This is a genomic window from Paenibacillus massiliensis 2301065 = DSM 16942 (assembly GCF_000377505.1).
Taxonomy (GTDB): domain Bacteria; phylum Bacillota; class Bacilli; order Paenibacillales; family Paenibacillaceae; genus Paenibacillus; species Paenibacillus massiliensis.
This window is the reverse complement of sequence record NZ_KB898185.1, coordinates 882,228-898,979: the sequence shown is the minus strand read 5'-3', so window position 1 is coordinate 898,979 and position 16,752 is coordinate 882,228. Positions and strand designations below refer to the sequence as shown.

Here is a 16,752-nt window from a genome sequence, read left to right as displayed (position 1 = left end):
AGGATACTACGTGAGCACGGTGGGTCTAAATGAAGCAACAGTAAGAAAGTATATTCGAGAGCAAGAAGCACACGATCAGGCAGTAGATAAGCTGAGTGTAAAAGAATACGAAGATCCATTCAGCAGTAATCGGAGCAAAAAGAAGTAAAACCAGTTTAACTGGTAAGTGAAAGAGACAAATAACAATGAGCCTGAACAGCCCTGCTGTCAGGCTAGCGTCTTTAGGCGCAGTTTGGCAACAGGGGGTTATACCCTAAGAGCAAACCACCCGTTGGACGGGTGGTCCTGATTTGATTTTGTATTTTGTGGTGGAAAAATGTGGTTGAATGTTGGATAATGGGTCTATAAGACTATTAATATGGAATGAGTTAATCTGTAAGACCTAGATTAGGGCCTGGAACAAATTCAATCGTAAAGATTGTGACGACGAGTTGAGGCCCCATCGCTTGATTTGCAAAAATGAGATATCAAGGAGAATAGTATGCAAGATACAATGTGGTACCTAATCATTCTTGTTGCTCTGTCATTTCTTGCTCCGTTGCTTCGTCCTTCAAAAAGGCGGCGGCGCAGAAGCTCTAATACTCGTAAGTCCAATAGCAATAAAAACAAGAACAACGGGTTCAATCGTTCCTCGCCTACATGTAGGCCTGACGAAGTGATTTTGACATTGCCTTTAGACAAAATAACAGGTGCTGAATTCGAACGACTTCTGGCGCTATACTTCAGAGATCAAGGGTACACGGTCAAAGAGGTTGGGGTAGGTGGCAGGGATGGTGGGGTTGATCTAGTCATTACGGATAAGCGTGGGGAAAAAACAGCTGTGCAGGCAAAATGCTATGCTGACCATAATAAGGTAAATGTGATGACGGTGCGTGAGCTTGTCGGTGCCAAACGGAATCATGATTGCATCCTATCCCTTCTCATAACAACATCCGATTTTACGACTGACGCCAGAAAAGAAGCAGAGCAATTCAAGGTGGATTGCTGGCATGGTGGGGTAGTAGATAGCAAGCTGCGTAGCTGGGGAAAATGGAAGCCTTCCAATAAGAAGATTAAAGCGATTCCTGTAGTCAAAGAACAGCCCACTCCGAAAGCACAGAATGGTATTAAATGTAGCTGTGGCGCTCAAATGGTGAAGAGGAAGAATAAAGCAGGAGTAGCCTTCTGGGGATGCAGTAATTTTCCGAACTGTCGTAAAACCAAGGCGATGTAGTATCACAAAGTTAAAGGGTGTATTTACGGAAAGTATTTGGAGATTCAAATGAATAAAGCAAACAATTACATCGATATAGAGCCTTGGAGCCTATGGAGTCAGTTCCTATTCTTCTAAGGTTTTTTTCGTTGTAAAGTCCTGAGACGAAAAGTCGGCAGACATCAAAACAACTGATAGAATCCTCCAGATATTTGACGACAATATAGTGAAGGTAGTTTATAGACCACCATTTATACATAACTATAATTCAACAAAAGATATTAAATAGTGAAAATAATGCTGTCTAGTTACGTGAAAAACACCCCGCCACTTAGAAAAGTGGATGGGGTGTTTTACGTTACAATTTCCCGTATGACTTTTTTAGCTAATTGCAATTTATCCGCAGAGGATTCTCTTAGCAAAAGAACAATCTTTTGTATTTCAGTTTCAGAATCTGTTACTTCAAACTCTTCACTCACATAAGCAAAAAGCTGAACTAAATTAACATCTAGAGCTTCAGCAATCTTTGCCAAGTTCAACAATGAGACATTCTTCTCTCCGCGCTCGATCTGACCTATGTATGAAAAATGAAATCCACCTTTTTCTCCAAGGGCTTCCTGCGAATATCCTCTTTCTTTGCGTAATGCACGAATTCTAGCTCCTACAAGCTTAAGTACTTCTTTATCCTCGCTCAAGAAATTCACCCCTCTATGTTCAAAAGTGTAGACAAGTTTCTTCAAGGTAAACACCAAACGAGGAATACAATTTCATATTATAATATCTATGTGTATCATTTTATTGTATAATACTGGTATATTCTTTACGGAGGGGTAGCCATGTTAAATTATCATATAGAACCAGAGAAGGAACCTAGTAAAGATAATGAGCTACAATCTGTAATCCTATATCACTATCAACTATCTCAATATCACATCAAGCTTGCTTCGATGATGTTCGATCACAAGCAGTTCTATTGCTGCATCATCCTCTGTGATTGGGCATTGACCTCTATTATTAAGGCTTTGCATACCCAAGAGAACCATACATCATGTGCCCCCGCAGACATTACGATGAATGAAATTTTGCCACTGGTACACAATAATTCAACATTAGAGCTGGATAACGCAATATTTATAGGTACGGTGAAATATCTCTCATCATTGGAAGACAGCATGGATTTTAGATTAATAGATCTAAGTCATACCGAGCAGCTGCTTGCAAGAAGCAAAGATATACTAAATCAGTTAGCGCAAAAGCTGAACGAAACTCGCAGTATATTGGATTGGCAACTTTAGATCCACAACCACTCTCCAGATGAATAATTGAAGGCTTATTTCCCCTTATGTGAGAGGAGATAGGCTTTTTCTTTTTCTCATGTTCTCACCCTCACCGAACATCTTAACAAAACCAGGCCCTCTATCCCCGCTTCAAATGATATAATGTCCAAAAGGGAGATTTGCCCAAAGACAGGCGCTCCATCTTTAGAAAGGATGATATGCCTTATGCCTACATACAACAAATTGGTGCGTGATAAAATTCCGCACATTATAGCGTCATCGGGAAAGGAGTCCCGTACACGTATACTTGATCTGGACGAATACAAGCAGGAGCTTCGCACGAAGCTGCGTGAGGAAGCGGATGAATATATGAGCGCAGCCAATGATAAGGAAGCACTGGAAGAGTTGGCAGACATGCTGGAGGTCATCCGAGCGCTGGCGGAGGTTCATGGTGCTAATGCGGCAGAGCTGGACAAGCTGCGAGCAGACAAGGCAGAGGCGCGTGGAGGCTTTCAGGAACGGGTGTATCTTATCGATGTCGACGAAGCTTAATGTCACGCTGATCACGGATAATTTGGCAGATGCATTGATTCCCAGGTTACAGAGTGCATCCGGCATTTATATTATGACCTCATTTATTATGCAATCGGGTGTGAAGCTGCTTGCCCCGCATCTGAAGAAGGCTGCGGAACGCGGAGCCGAGGTATGCATGCTGGCTGGAGATTATCTGTATATAACACAACCCGAGGGACTGAGGGCATTATGTGAGGTAGACTCCCGAATCGAAGTAAGGCTGTGGCAAAGCAGGGGCACCTCATTTCATCCCAAGGCGTATCTCTTCGATTACCAGAATGGAGAAGGGCTATTAATCGTAGGCTCGTCCAATTTCTCATTTACAGCACTCAAGACAGGCTATGAATGGAATCTTGCCATGAATGCCGAAGCGGAGCCGTATACATTCCAGATGGCACAGGAGAAGTTCATGCAGAGCTTTTACCATGAGCAGACATTGCCCGTGAATCCGGATTCGATCGCACTGTATGAAGCAGAGTATCGTAAGTATCATCAGAAGAACCCTGAAATGATTAGGCGCATCACTGAAATGGAAGAAGCCGAGATTAGTGTTGGAGCTACGGGAGGACTGGCAGAAGCAGCAGTAAATATACCATTTACACCCATTGAACCACGCTTTGCACAGGTGCCTGCACTCGAAGCGCTGACAGGAACGATGGAGGAGCAGTACGATAAAGCCATGGTTATCATGGCGACGGGGCTTGGCAAGACCTATCTCGCGGGATTCTTTGCTCAAAGATTCAGACGCGTATTGTTCATTGCGCACCGTGAAGAGATTTTATATCAAGCCAAGCGGTCCTTTCTACAGATCATGCCTGAGCGAAGTCACGGAATATACAATGGGCAGTACAAGGAAGGCGATGCGGATTGTGTATATGCGTCCATCTTCACACTAAGTATGCAGAAGCATCGTGATGCGTTTGCAACGAATGCGTTCGATCTGGTCGTGGTGGATGAATTCCATCATGCCGCTGCCAAGACTTACACGTCTGTTATTCAACATTTCAGCCCACAATTTCTATTAGGAATTACTGCGACCCCGGATCGGCTCGATGGCAAGGATGTGTACGCTCTGTGTGATGGGAATGTGGCTTATCAGATCCATTTTATCGAGGCCATTCGTAAAGGCTGGCTATCGCCATTTCAATATTACGGTATATTCGATGATATTGATTATTCGCAGATTCGTTGGATGGGCACTCGTTATGATGAGGATCAGCTCCTGGCAGCACAGTTGGATGAGGAGTATGCGGAGAAAATCTATGCGGCTTGGCTACAGCACAAACAGACACGTACGATTGGCTTTTGCTCATCCATCCGTCAAGCGGATTACTTGGCTGGATATTTTCGAGTTCGGGGAGTAAATGTGCTGAGCCTACATTCTCGGACAACAGAAATGTCGCGTGAGGAAGCCATACGGCAGTTGAGTGATGGGGAGCTGGACGTGGTCATGACCGTAGACCTGTTCAATGAAGGGACTGATATTCCCCGTGTGGATACGCTGCTGTTCGTTCGCCCGACAGAGTCTCTTACCATCTTCACTCAACAGGTTGGGCGTGGTCTGCGCCTTGCTGAAGGTAAGTCTCATTGTGTCATTATCGATCTAATCGGGAATTACCGGAATGCAGATGTGAAGCTGAGCCTACTGGATATGCGAGGAGAAGAGCGTGCAAGTGAGAAAAGGCAAGAATTTGTGCTGCCGGAGGCTCCCGCAGGCTGTGAGATTCATTTGGACGTTCAGGTGGTGAATCTGCTTCAAGAACTCAGTCGTAAGCGACTTCCACGTCGTGAGAAGCTGCTTAGTGATTTTATGGAGGTTAAACAGGAGCTTGGCCGCATTCCGACGTATCTGGAGCTGCACTTACTGGGACGTTCGCAGAGTATTGGCTATCGGAGTGAGTTCGGCTCATATGTCGGCTTTCTCTACTGGGCGGAGCTACTATCGTCCGACGAGGGCGCAATCTATGTTCGTCAGCAGGACTGGCTGCAGGATGTAGAGAAGACGGTCATGAACAAGAGCTACAAAATGGTCGTATTGCTATACATGCTAGAGAGAGGTGTGGAACGCTGGCTGGACTCTGTGACACCAAGTGAGGTAGCTGAATACTTCCATACGTATCTGACGGAAAAGGAGTACCGCAAGCGCAAAGACTTCTCTGACAAGGACAAGCTTGCTCTGGAAGAATGGAATGAGAAGACCGCGGCAGACATTCGTAAGCTGATTGCAGATATGCCCATGTCTAAATGGAGCGGGGCCAAGGGAAGTATGACGCAATTCGAGAATGATGTCTTCTCGCTTAATGTAAAGATTGATGGCGATAGAGAAGGCGCATTGTTGCACCGCTGGACGAAAGAAATTTGCTTGTATCGACTTCACGTTCATTTTGAGCGTGGAACAAGAGAATAACATATAGGAAGAACTGCCTAATCGTTGGTGATGATTCGCCGAGGCAGTTCTTTTCGATGCGGCTGTTAAGTTGCTGAAGGACTGTTGCAGTGGCTACGGAAGCCGACAAAGTATGCCACACTACTACCCGTGTACCAGAGGCTGCTCAACATGTACGTGTCACTATTCACGGTGCAGAAATTGATCCATACAAGCATATGCAGATCATTACGCTGCATGAAGCAATATTGCCTTCGGCTAGGGACGAAAATTGGGGAGAGAATGACATGGAGCGACGTGCGATCTACGTAGCAATGTATAGCGGAGGAGCTTTGTCTGCATATGTTGCATATCTCATGTTTTAATTAGTCTAATATTATCCGATCAGTTCCAATTAATTGCTCACTTTATATTCAAGCATTGTGTCTTCTTTATTTCAGATCATAGGTTTTAAATATTTCCTTAAGAACACTAAGAGCCATGGCAATCTCCTCGGGCTCGCGTGTTCTTAGTAGTGTGACCAGATGCTTCATATTCGCGTCCTCACTAGACAATGATGCATTTTCTTGTACATATGTAAATAGCTCATTTACGCCGACATCTAAGGCGTGTGCGATTTTTTCTAAATTTTTCAATGAAATATTACGTTCGGCTCGTTCAATGAATCCAATATAGCTCGGATTAAATCCAGCCTTCTCAGCCAAAGCTTCTTGTGAGAGATCTTTGGTTTTTCGTAAATCTCTGATTCGAGAACCGACTAACTCTAAAAGCTCAGACATTATGTACACCCCTCTTATTTAGAAGTGTAGTGAATCGAGACAAAGTCTTTAACTAATAGATAGTAAGTTTATTTGAAATAAAACTACTATATAGTTATATTTATGATATAGTTTTCTCTAAACGCTAGAAAAATATACATGTGAGAGCTGGAGGCGGAACAATGAATGAACAAGCTGTTATATTTGAAGATCATTGTTTTTACGATCCTAGTCAGACACAATATTTGTTCCAAATAAGAGAAGAAAGCGATAATAGTTATATTGCCGCTACTCAGGACCCTAATCTGTTTCAGGAGCACATTTTAGACTATCTGAAGCTCGCGGACTATCACGTAAGACTTGCTGTAATCATGAACAATCATCATCAGCTAGATACAAGTCTTATTCTTTGTCACAGAGCGCTCCATTCGGTTCTTGGTGCTATATATGTTCAAGAGAATCGAAGTCTTGATGTTCCTTATCTCTTCACTATGGAAGAGATTCTTCGTCTTGTTCATGTATACTCCGATTCAAGTAGGGGATTAGATATAGCAATTTTCATAGGAACAGTTCAACATCTATCTGAGGTAGGGGTTCGTTTTGAAGTGAATATAAATGGGGGACAAAGAGAATCTGTGCAGAGGTTAATTCAAAGGACAAAAGAAACAATGGATGAGCTGTCAGGCCACCTCCTTGATTAAATAACCATTGAATGGTACAAAAGGTGCATAAGAACAAGATTGAGGCGTCCCGGGTCCAATGGTCCTTGAGTCTGAAGTTAATATCCAGAATAGGTATATTGTTCATATTCAATAATGTGGTAAAAATAGGAACGTAGGTGCGTGCCTGAATGTCGAGCCTTCTGCTAACCTATTATTATCATATAATAAGTGAGCAGAAAGCCTATGACGATGATTAAAATTAATCCAGAGCAGCTCTATCAAATAGCCCAACAAGTAGATCAGGGTAGGCAGCAATTGGAGCAAATGAACCGCCAGCTGTATGGGCATCTGGTGTCCATGCAGTCACTGTGGATGGGGATGACACAGGAAAGATTCTTTCAGGATTACGAGCATTCTCGTCCCGTACTGGAGCGGGCGTTAGAGCATATGGTGAAAATGGCTCTGGAGCTACGGACAATTGCTACTCGCTTCTCAGAAGCCGATGCCGAGCAGGGAGGGTATCAAGCGGCAATTGGAGGAGCTGTAGGATTGGGTGTACACGGAACAGCGTCCACAGATGCTCAGCCAGGTTACCGAATGGCATATAACTCGTTTCTTGGAAAATGGCTTCCGGTGAATGAACAGGGGGTAACAGATCAGGCCGTGTTGCAGGCCTATGAGCGGGATAAAGGCCATCTGGATGTGAATGTGATGCAAGCAGATGTACATTCCGAACCCCTCGGTGAAGATATCATGGCCTTGCAGATCAAAGCATTTCAGGAAGGAATTCATCCCTTCACAGGTGAACGTGTGTCCGATAACTATGCGGCGATGATGGTCACGACTCTCAAGCTGAGCCAAGTCTTCATGGGGATTCAGGCCATTCGCGGTAGTCTGCCAGGTCGTAAAGGGCCGTACCGTTTACCGTCCAATCATCCTGTGGTACAGAAGATTCAGAAGAATATGGAAGCTGCCAGGGCAGAGAAGAGTATGCAGTCGGGGCTTGGATCTGTGGGATCGGGAACAACCTATAAAACAGTAATTAGCGATACGATGAAAGAGAAAATACTTTTGGGTCAACGTAAAGACCCTGCTAAAAACGAATTAGTTGGGGGACACTCACCAGAAATTACAAATTATCATCCTAATTATGCTGTCGAAGATGTGTCAATTAATGCTGATGGAACAAAGAAAGTTAAATTTACAACTCAATTTCCAGATGGTAATCTTGCAAAAATCAAGACGAGCACCATTTTTCCTGAAACTTGGTCAGATGGAAAAATACTTGATAGTATCGCCAGAATAGGAGATACTCCAAAGATTGGTGAGCGTACAAGAGATGGAGCAACATTGCATAGAGGTATTGTTGATGGGGTACAGGTCGAGGTTATTAAAATTGGGGACGATGTAGTAAGTGGCTATCCGACAGGTGGAGGGGCTGCATCCTTGCTATCGGGTTTTCAATAAACACATTAGAACCGATTTAATGGTCACTAAATCATTAGTTGAAAATGAACTACACGTGAGTAGGAGGACTTGAAAATGTATGAAGAATTAGATGAGTATTTATCAGGGGAGTTTACAACGGATTATTGGTACGATGAAGGATTCTCCATTGCTAGAGAGATGCTAGAAGAGTTCAATAATAACGATTGGGAAGAATTATTGAGTCAGATTCTTTCAAAATCTATTGATTGGCAAGTCAGATATGCCTACTGTGTTGATAGTGATGTTAATGATGATGCAGTAGTTAAAAGTTTACTTTTACTCACTAGTGTAGATGATGAGGAATTATTTACAACGTCTGTTGATTCATTAAGAGTGATTCTGAATTCAACTAATATTGGATTAGTGTCAACTGAGGAAATCATGCAAAGAATCAATGAGATTCTTCCAAAGTGCGGCATTGCTACACGAAAAATGTTTGAGGATTTTATAAAGAAGATTTCAAATTGATATTTATCAAACTACGTCGGGTTTATAACTCGACAACAAGAAGGTACATTACAACCAATGAACCAAACACTAAACTAATCAAGCACTTGTTAAATTGCAAAAGCTCATTCCAACTTGAATATAAGTAGGAATGAGCTCTTTTATGCTGGCCAGCACTGTTACAAGGCTCTGACAAATAGAACGGATACATGTCAAAGGGTTCTTTCAAATAAACTGGAGCCCTACCATATACATCCTCAACCCAAAGCTGCCCGGACATAGACCCGCTCTCCATGCCTTTCAACATCCACCGGAGCCTCGAAGAAGCTGCTCAGCACCTCCGTCGTCATCAGGTCCGAGGTCAGGCCGCTATTCACAACCTCTCCGCGTCGTAGCAACAGTGTGTGACTGAAGACAGGGAGAATTTCCTCCGTATGGTGGGTGACATAGATCAGGGTAGGCGTATCCTTGCGCTCGGACAAATCCCGAATGCTGTCCAGTAGCCGCTCACGAGAAAATAGATCAAGGCCATTGCATGGCTCGTCCAGAATCAGGACACGCGGGTTCGCCATGAGGGCACGAGCAATTAGCAGCTTCTGCTTCTCTCCCTGAGAACAAGTCTGATACTCCCGATCCCATAAATGTGCGCAACCAAGCGTCTCCATTAGCTCCTTGGCCCGCTCCAGATCCTGATCGTCCAGCTCATCATATAGCCCAATGGTGGCATGCTTGCCGCTAATGATGACGTATTGTGTCCGATCGGTGCGATGCAGCTTCTCCTGCAGGGAGGAGCTCACCCAGCCAATGGATTTGCGCAGCTCACGCAGATCTACATTGCCGTACTGCTCGCCTAATACGGAAATGGAGCCTTTCGTGGGCCATTGATACCCAGTAATCATATTTAGTAGAGTCGTCTTGCCCGAGCCATTCAGACCAAGCAACGCCCAGTGCTCTCCTTCGTTCACGCGCCAGCTAACATTGTTCAGTAATGTGAGCACACCTCTTGTCCAGCTTACGTTCTGTACATCTATGATCATATCTACTAGGCCTTCTTTCTGATGAATCTGCATGTGTTGGGATTCTGCGTGTGTTGGAATATGGTCGGAATTGCCGTCGAATGTCCGCCATGCATCTTTATTATCTATCCATGATAAAGGATTCAGCCTGAAAAAAGAACATGCAGAAGTAGAAAAAAGATAATGAAGAGAAAGATATAGTGACAAAGAGAAGAAAAGAAGACAAGAGGGCAGAAGAAAGAAGAGCAAATACCAGAAGGTGCAATCAACAATAACTCCTAAGAAACTTATAAAGAGACAAGGGAATATGAAAAACAACGCAGCACTACAAAACAAGCAATGCTAATAATCAACGCCAAAACCAAGTAACGCTAATAAATTAAATAACACAAAGAAGCTACAGCATCCCAACGAATGAGTGCTGCAGCTTCTTCTATGAATGGCCGTCGTCCATACTAACGGCTACAGTAATTTATTTGCACATCAACAACTTTAAAGCTCTATACTTGTGCAATCATTACATACCAATCTTTACGCACCCAACAGTTATAGCTTTTCTAGTTCACGCTTTAATCCTGTGCAGCCTCTACATCTCTTAATCCCTTAATCCCTACATTTTTTAATCCCTACATCTAACCTTACACCTGTACAACCTTCACGCCAAGTACAACCTCCACCTGATGCGTTCCGCCGTCTCCGATCACAGGCAGCACATTGCCGTCAATGGCTGTGCCATCAAGCTGAATGGACGCAATGCCTTTGCTGATCTGCTGTGGATTGGATACGCGAATGACGTAGGTGTCGCCACGGAAGACGCGAGTAACGGTGAATTCAGTCCAGTCGGCTGGAATGCATGGATCGACCTTGAGTCCGTCGTAGTCTGGCTGAATTCCCAGGATGGACTGCGTAATCGCTACGAAGTTCCAGGCAGCGGTCCCGGTCAGCCAGCTATTCTTGGCCTCGCCTTGACGCACGGCATCCTTGCCGGCAATCATCTGGGCGTAGACGTACGGCTCGGTCCGGTGCACGTCGCTAATATCCTCCAGGTAGGCTGGTGCAATTTTGCTATATAGCTCAAAGGCACGATCTCCGCGTCCAAGTACGGTCTCAGCCATCATGATCCACGGATTGTTGTGGCAGAAGATACCCGCATTCTCCTTATAGCCTGGCGGATAGGAGGAGATCTCGCCGAGATTCAGATAGTATTTGGAATATGGCGGATTCTGTAGGACAATCCCGTATGGCGTCTCCAGCCGATCCTGCACCGCATTCAGCGCTTTCTCCGCTAGCCCTTCCTCCACGCCGATGCCAGCCATGACGCAGAAGCCCTGCGGCTCGATGAAGATCTGGCCCTCCTCATTCTCCTGACTGCCGATCTTCTGCCCGTAATGATCATATGCCCGTAGGAACCATTCCCCGTCGAAGCCATGCTCTAGCGTAACAGCCCGCATCGTGTCGACATGGGCCTGCGCCTCGGCTGCTTCCTCAGTCAAGCCTTTGCGGCTGCACAGCTCAATGAAGTCTGGTCCGGTGTACACGAACAGTCCTGCGATGAAGACGGATTCTGCCGTCCGGCCTTCAATATTCTGCGTCGTCTGGTATGGCTCATCCGGAATATTGGAGAAACAGTTCAGGTTGAGGCAGTCGTTCCAGTCGGCACGTCCGATCAGTGGCAGCCCATGTGGCCCCAGATTCTCGATGACATGGTAGAAGGAGCGCTTCAGATGCTCGAACAGGGTGGCTGTGTTGTCTGGGTTGCAGTCGAAAGGCACCTGCTCATCCAAAATGGCGAAGTCGCCCGTCTCCTTGATGTAGGCCGCCGTGCCAACGATCAGCCAGAGCGGATCATCATTGAAGCCGCCGCCAACCTCATGATTGCCTTTCTTGGTCAGAGGCTGGTACTGATGATAGGCACCGCCGCTCTCGAACTGTGTGGAGGCAATATCGAGAATGCGCTCCCTGGCCCGCTCAGGCACCTGATGCACGAATCCGAGTAGATCCTGATTAGAATCGCGGAAGCCCATTCCGCGTCCGATGCCCGACTCGAAATAGGAGGCGGAGCGCGACATGTTAAACGTAACCATGCATTGATATGGATTCCAGATGTTCACCATCCGGTTCAGCTTCTCATCATGGCTGGCTACGGCATAGGTCGATAGCAAGCGCTCCCAATACGCCTTAAGCTCCGCGAGTGAGCGCTCGACGTCCTCTTCGGTAGCGAACTGCTCGATCATGGCCAGCGCAGGTGTCTTATTAATAATACCTGGAGCCTCCCATTTGTCAGCCTCTTCGTTCTCTACATATCCCAGCACAAAGTTCAGACTTGTCTGCTCGCCCGGCTGCAATGTCAACTCCAGACAGTGGGAGGCAATGGGCGACCATCCACTGGCCACGGAGTTGGAAGGTTCACCGGAGGTAACGACCTGCGGCGTATCCAATCCATTATACAGGCCGAGGAAGGATTCGCGGTCGGTATCGAAGCCATCAATTGCACGGTTCACCGAGAAGAAGGCATAATGGTTGCGACGCTCCCGGTACTCCGTCTTGTGATAGATGACTGAATCCTGAATCTCAACCTCGCCCGTGTTCAGATTGCGCTGGAAGTTGGTCATATCGTCATAGGCATTCCATAGGCAAAATTCCACGAAGGAGAAGAGCTTGATGCGTTTTACCTGATCAGATGTATTGGTCACATTCACCTGATGCACCTCGCCATTATAGCCGAGTGGCACAAAGGCCAACTGATTCACCTTTACCCCATGACGCTCACCCGTAATGGAGGTATAGCCGAGCCCATGTCTGCACTCGTAGTGATCGAGCTCCTTCTTGACAGGCATCCAGCCTGGCGTCCAGTAATCACCTTCGTCATAGACGTAGAAATAACGCCCGCCGTTATCGACAGGAATATTGTTGTACCGATAGCGGGTCAGTCTGCGCAGCCGCGCGTCCCGGTAGAAGGCGTAGCCGCCGCCTGTATTCGAGATCAAGCCGAAGAACTTCTCGTTGCCCAGGTAGTTAATCCATGGATAGGGGGTCTGTGGAGTGTGAATAACATATTCCTTGTGCGCATCATCAAAATGACCGTACTTCATTTGATCGTAACTCCTCTCCTGATTCGCGAAATGGATGGACAGGCCTTATTTCGGAAAACGTTTTCGGATATTTGTGAAGCTTTTCAAAATTTGTAATTCGTGATTCGTAATTCGTAAATCGTATCCTCCATAGCAGAGCTGATCCAAAAGCTGATTTCCGATCCCATGTCATGTGTATGCAAGGGCATTCCACGCTATGACGGCCTGTTATCGGATATCATTCTAGCTACCGAGTGCGAATTCCTGCCCGTTCAGGCAGGTCATAAAAAACTTTAACTGCTTTCCTTAAAATCCCACACCTGTGCGTGCAAAAAGAGGCTGTTGGAAGAGCCTAATCCTCCTTTAAGAGCAGTTACAACAAACGATACCAGGCACCCCGTACTTACAGGCACTCCTTACTGTCCAGCCATTTCTTACTATACAGCCACTACTTACTATAATAGAAAATCTGTCCACGGGAAGAGGAACAAACAAATATGCACATGCTTCCGAACAAAAGAACCCATCCGCTGAAAGGACTTTCGATATAATGGGGGAAGCATGGGATTAACGCATCAGAGATTGCTTCCAGCATGAACGATGCACAGATGCATTAGCTCATGCACATTAACTATTCACATTAACTATTCATATCAACTATACAGATAGAAAGCGGTGAAGCATGTCTTGTTCTTCGCACATCATATCCAGCGCAAGATGACCTTGTTTATTTTTGGATGCGCATTCATTCCTCTTTTGGCTCTGAGCCTGTTGTCGTACCATAAGTCCACGTTGACTGTCAGGGAACAGCTTCAGGACTATAACCGTTATGCGATGCACCAGCTTGAGACCATTACCAACATGCATTTGAAGGAGATGGATGCGATCTCCCGTGATATTCAGAGCTATCTACTGGCTCCGGGCCGAAAAATTACCAGTGAGCCTGCAACCTATGCAGAGTATCAGGAAATGAATCATTTCCTGGACTTCCTCTCCTTTCACGTCTCACAAATCGTTGAAGGGCTTTATGTGTATACACCGGATGGCCAGATGCTGACCAGTCGAAATATGAGTATCCGTGAGCTCATCGAAATGCCCTGGTGGAAGGAATACTCAAGCGATAGCGGCTGGCAATGGACTGGATTTCACGACGGCTCTTACTATAGCTCCCCGAGACCCGGTAATCCGCTCATTAGTCTGATTGTACCGATTCAGCTTAAGGCGGGCGTGCCGATCGGCAGCAAAATTGTCGTCGATGTGAATGCACGCGAGATGCTGGCCCTGTTCCGATCCTATGAAATGGACACCAACTCGTACCTGGAAATCCGGGATGGGGAAGGAGCGCTCATATATCGGACAGAGGGAGAGCACCCCGAATCGGAGCGGGATATCGAGTTCCAGCGAACACTGGAGTTGAATGGCTGGCAGATCACTGCGCGTGTACCGTATGAAGAGTTCAATAAATCGACGCTTGTCATTCGCAATGATGCGATCCTGATCAGCATCCTGTCGTTAATCGCGGCTTTTCTGCTGGCAAGATGGCTGTCGGCGAATCTGACGAGACGCATCGTTACCTTGAATCAGTCCATGCTGGAGTTCAGCAATGGCAAGCTGGATACGCAAGTGGAAGTGCGCGGTGATGATGAGCTGTCACGGCTGGGTCACCGCTTCAACTCCATGACTCGTGAGATTCGGGAGCTGGTGGCCAATATTACGAGGACAGAACAGCTGAAAAAGGAAGCAGAGCTGAGAGCGCTCCATTATCAGATTAACCCTCATCTTATCCTAAACACGTTCAATGCGATCCAGTGGCGGGCACGTATTGCAGGGCGCACGGACATTGATCGGATGATCTACCATCTGGGTGCGCTGCTGTCCGAGAATCTGGATATAAGGCAGGAGCTGGTTCCGCTTGAAGAGGAGCTTGCCACGATCGGACATTATCTCAAGATCCAATACTACCGTTATGGCGAGGCCTTCACGTACGTTGAGGATGTGGAGCCGGGGCTGGAACAGGCCCTCATTCCACGGATGACCCTGCAGCCGTTGTTCGAGAATATTTTCTATCATGCCTTCGATGACGGAGCCGGAATCATTACGCTGGAAATCTTCCGCGGACGCGATCATATTGTGCTGCTGCTATCGGATAACGGAAAGGGAGTTGCGCCAGACGCCGAGACGATTCGCGCCGCACCTCCACTCAAGGGTAGAGGTGGTCTAGGCTTGTACAATGTGGATCATAAGATCAAATTACATTTTGGAGAGGAATACGGCATCCGGATTATGCCTGATGTAACAGACGGGGCTATGATCGAGATTCGCCTACCTTTTCTGGAAAAGGAGACAACCGATGACGAAAATGAGAACGGTCCTGATCGCGGATGATGAACGTCTGGTACGAATCGGGCTAATGCATATGGTGGACTGGGAGCGCTGGAGCATGAAGGTGGTGGCTAACGCGCCCAATGGGCAGGCCGCATGGGACATGTATCAGGAGCATCGACCGGATCTTGTCTTTACGGATATTGTCATGCCAGGGCTGGACGGACTTGAACTGGCACAGCGCATTAAGGAGGATAATCCTGCGGTCAAAATTTTGTTCCTGAGCTGCCATTCCGATTTCGCCTATGCCCAGCAGGGTATGGCTCTTGGTGCATCCGGCTATCTGTTGAAGACAGCGATGGATGTGCAGGAGGTTGATCGCTATTTGGACAAGATCACCAAGGAGTGGGGGCGTAGCGAACAGGAAGGAGAGGCCAAGGTTCCTCTGAGTGGGGAGAGTTCGGAAAATGCATCCATCCATGCGGAGCTGGAGCACCTGTACCAGAAATGGCTTCAGGAGAGAGGAGATGCTGACAGGCTGAATCAGCTAATTCGGACATATCTGGACCGTGAAGGATATCTATGCAATGACAGGCAGCTATGCAATGACAGAGATTTCCGCAGTGAGGAGCATCGGCACGGTGACAGGCTACTGAATAGTAGCGAGCAACAAAATGCTGAACTATCATCGGGCGAAGCACAGCGGGATATACAAGCACAGTCTGATAAGAACCAATCCATATCGAGGCCGTCTGAGGAACCAACGGGCGAGACCGTATTAATTGTCGCATTTGGACTGGAGGAGGAGGCACAGCGCTCGTGGGTACATGAGCTGCAAGCCTTGCAGTTAGCAGGAATGGGCCGACGTGGGCCAATCCTTACGCTGGGATCGACACAAGGAATGGGACCATTGGTGCTGATGTTGCCAGAGACGTATGCCGATGAGATCATGCTGAGACTGGTAGAGCTGCACCATAGTCAGCCTCACCTTACCTGGAAGCGTAGCCAGCTACCAGCCGATACCTACGATTATATGGAAGAGGTTGCGCGAATGCTGCGAAATGCAGAGCTGGAGCAGCAGTACGAGATGCATAGCCCATCTATCTCTGAGCCGATCATGCAGGCTGTTCGGTATATCGATCACCATGTGCAGGAGCCGATTGTATCCTCGCAGCTGGCAGGCCATGTGGGGCTAAGCCGAAGTCATTTCAGTACCTTGTTTAAGAAGGAGATGGGTATTAGCTTTCTTGATTTTCTCCACCGCCGGAGAATGAACAAGGCCAAGGAATTGCTGACTTCGACGGATTGGAAGATCCACGTCATCTGCGAGAAGGTAGGGATTGAGGATAACCGCCATTTTAGCAAATGGTTCAAGCGCTACACCGGCATGACGCCGTCTGAATATAGGGAGAAGCCAGAGAAGTAAAGAAGATAGGGGCTTGTATACAAACCAGCACACAAACCTTTACAAGAAACAGGGAGCGGAGAGCCAAATAAGTCCTAGAGAAGCCAAGCTGAAAGCTTCCTGCAAGAAAGCTGCTTCGAAAGCATAAGCTTCGC

The 16,752-nt window shown here is 46.6% G+C and carries 14 protein-coding genes and 1 pseudogene; 11 read left to right on the top strand and 4 right to left on the bottom strand.

Translation table 11 applies throughout. The features are described 5' to 3' along the window. Window positions 1-148, top strand: a pseudogene (locus D328_RS30565) (IS200/IS605 family transposase); the annotation flags it as partial. Between the two features lie 333 nt (window positions 149-481). Then, complete coding sequence (locus D328_RS0103945; RefSeq protein ID WP_018883658.1) at window positions 482-1,213, top strand: restriction endonuclease; 732 nt, start codon at window positions 482-484, stop codon at window positions 1,211-1,213. Between the two features lie 332 nt (window positions 1,214-1,545). Here D328_RS0103945 and D328_RS0103940 read toward each other — a convergent pair whose 3' ends face one another. Further along, window positions 1,546-1,887 carry a helix-turn-helix domain-containing protein gene (locus D328_RS0103940; RefSeq protein ID WP_018883657.1) on the bottom strand — a complete coding sequence of 114 codons (342 nt, stop codon included), beginning with the start codon at window positions 1,885-1,887 and terminating at the stop codon, window positions 1,546-1,548. A gap of 141 nt (window positions 1,888-2,028) precedes the next feature. On the opposite strand from D328_RS0103940, the gene D328_RS0103935 reads away from it, so the two are divergent. The 4 genes from D328_RS0103935 (at window position 2,029) to D328_RS0103920 (ending at window position 5,793) form a co-directional block, all read left to right on the top strand. Next, window positions 2,029-2,487: a hypothetical protein gene (locus tag D328_RS0103935; protein WP_018883656.1), complete on the top strand. Its 459-nt coding sequence runs from the start codon at window positions 2,029-2,031 to the stop codon at window positions 2,485-2,487. A 207-nt stretch (window positions 2,488-2,694) separates the two neighbouring features. Next, on the top strand, window positions 2,695-3,021 hold the full coding sequence (locus D328_RS0103930; RefSeq protein WP_018883655.1) for a nucleoside triphosphate pyrophosphohydrolase: 327 nt from the start codon (window positions 2,695-2,697) through the stop codon (window positions 3,019-3,021). After that, complete coding sequence (locus D328_RS0103925; RefSeq protein WP_018883654.1) at window positions 3,005-5,449, top strand: DEAD/DEAH box helicase family protein; 2,445 nt, start codon at window positions 3,005-3,007, stop codon at window positions 5,447-5,449. Before D328_RS0103930 ends, D328_RS0103925 begins: the two co-directional genes overlap by 17 nt. Before the next feature lie 89 nt (window positions 5,450-5,538). After that, window positions 5,539-5,793: a hypothetical protein gene (locus tag D328_RS0103920; protein ID WP_018883653.1), complete on the top strand. Its 255-nt coding sequence runs from the start codon at window positions 5,539-5,541 to the stop codon at window positions 5,791-5,793. 66 nt (window positions 5,794-5,859) lie between these two features. On the opposite strand, the gene D328_RS0103915 is transcribed toward D328_RS0103920, so the two are convergent. Next, entirely contained in the window at window positions 5,860-6,207 is a 348-nt protein-coding gene (locus tag D328_RS0103915) for a helix-turn-helix domain-containing protein (RefSeq protein WP_018883652.1), read from the bottom strand. 161 nt (window positions 6,208-6,368) lie between these two features. Here D328_RS0103915 and D328_RS0103910 point away from each other — a divergent pair, with 161 nt between their 5' ends. The 3 genes from D328_RS0103910 (at window position 6,369) to D328_RS0103900 (ending at window position 8,804) form a co-directional block, all read left to right on the top strand. Further along, the gene (locus D328_RS0103910; protein WP_018883651.1) at window positions 6,369-6,887 is read left to right on the top strand and encodes a hypothetical protein; all 519 of its coding nucleotides are present in this window, start codon (window positions 6,369-6,371) and stop codon (window positions 6,885-6,887) included. 204 nt (window positions 6,888-7,091) lie between these two features. Continuing rightward, window positions 7,092-8,315, top strand: a complete 1,224-nt coding sequence (locus tag D328_RS30560; protein WP_081625209.1) for a WXG100 family type VII secretion target — start codon at window positions 7,092-7,094, stop codon at window positions 8,313-8,315. A 75-nt stretch (window positions 8,316-8,390) separates the two neighbouring features. Beyond that, complete coding sequence (locus D328_RS0103900) at window positions 8,391-8,804, top strand: hypothetical protein (RefSeq protein WP_018883649.1); 414 nt, start codon at window positions 8,391-8,393, stop codon at window positions 8,802-8,804. 236 nt (window positions 8,805-9,040) lie between these two features. Here D328_RS0103900 and D328_RS0103895 read toward each other — a convergent pair whose 3' ends face one another. Next, a complete protein-coding gene (locus tag D328_RS0103895; protein ID WP_018883648.1) occupies window positions 9,041-9,820 on the bottom strand; it encodes an ABC transporter ATP-binding protein in 780 nt (259 codons plus the stop codon). A 617-nt stretch (window positions 9,821-10,437) separates the two neighbouring features. Further along, entirely contained in the window at window positions 10,438-12,891 is a 2,454-nt protein-coding gene (locus tag D328_RS0103890) for a GH36-type glycosyl hydrolase domain-containing protein (RefSeq protein WP_018883647.1), read from the bottom strand. A 654-nt stretch (window positions 12,892-13,545) separates the two neighbouring features. Between D328_RS0103890 and D328_RS28330 the strand changes: the two genes are divergently transcribed. Continuing rightward, window positions 13,546-15,255 (top strand): sensor histidine kinase, encoded by a 1,710-nt coding sequence (locus tag D328_RS28330; protein WP_154658942.1) that lies wholly within the window; start codon window positions 13,546-13,548, stop codon window positions 15,253-15,255. After that, window positions 15,221-16,618, top strand: a complete 1,398-nt coding sequence (locus tag D328_RS30135; RefSeq protein WP_018883645.1) for a response regulator — start codon at window positions 15,221-15,223, stop codon at window positions 16,616-16,618. The genes D328_RS28330 and D328_RS30135 overlap by 35 nt, the downstream gene beginning before the upstream one ends. The last annotated feature ends 134 nt before the right edge of the window (window positions 16,619-16,752 follow it).

What these genes read in the sequence shown, in the direction of transcription:
- D328_RS0103930 (WP_018883655.1), top strand. Translation starts at nt 2,695, where the DNA reads ATGCCTACATACAACAAATTGGTGCGTGATAAAATTCCGCACATTATA.
- D328_RS0103895 (WP_018883648.1), bottom strand. Translation starts at nt 9,820, where the DNA reads ATGATCATAGATGTACAGAACGTAAGCTGGACAAGAGGTGTGCTCACA.
- D328_RS0103890 (WP_018883647.1), bottom strand. Translation starts at nt 12,891, where the DNA reads ATGAAGTACGGTCATTTTGATGATGCGCACAAGGAATATGTTATTCAC.
- D328_RS0103935 (WP_018883656.1), top strand. Translation starts at nt 2,029, where the DNA reads ATGTTAAATTATCATATAGAACCAGAGAAGGAACCTAGTAAAGATAAT.
- D328_RS0103925 (WP_018883654.1), top strand. Translation starts at nt 3,005, where the DNA reads ATGTCGACGAAGCTTAATGTCACGCTGATCACGGATAATTTGGCAGAT.
- D328_RS0103945 (WP_018883658.1), top strand. Translation starts at nt 482, where the DNA reads ATGCAAGATACAATGTGGTACCTAATCATTCTTGTTGCTCTGTCATTT.
- D328_RS0103915 (WP_018883652.1), bottom strand. Translation starts at nt 6,207, where the DNA reads ATGTCTGAGCTTTTAGAGTTAGTCGGTTCTCGAATCAGAGATTTACGA.
- D328_RS30560 (WP_081625209.1), top strand. Translation starts at nt 7,092, where the DNA reads ATGACGATGATTAAAATTAATCCAGAGCAGCTCTATCAAATAGCCCAA.
- D328_RS30135 (WP_018883645.1), top strand. Translation starts at nt 15,221, where the DNA reads ATGACGAAAATGAGAACGGTCCTGATCGCGGATGATGAACGTCTGGTA.
- D328_RS0103910 (WP_018883651.1), top strand. Translation starts at nt 6,369, where the DNA reads ATGAATGAACAAGCTGTTATATTTGAAGATCATTGTTTTTACGATCCT.
- D328_RS0103900 (WP_018883649.1), top strand. Translation starts at nt 8,391, where the DNA reads ATGTATGAAGAATTAGATGAGTATTTATCAGGGGAGTTTACAACGGAT.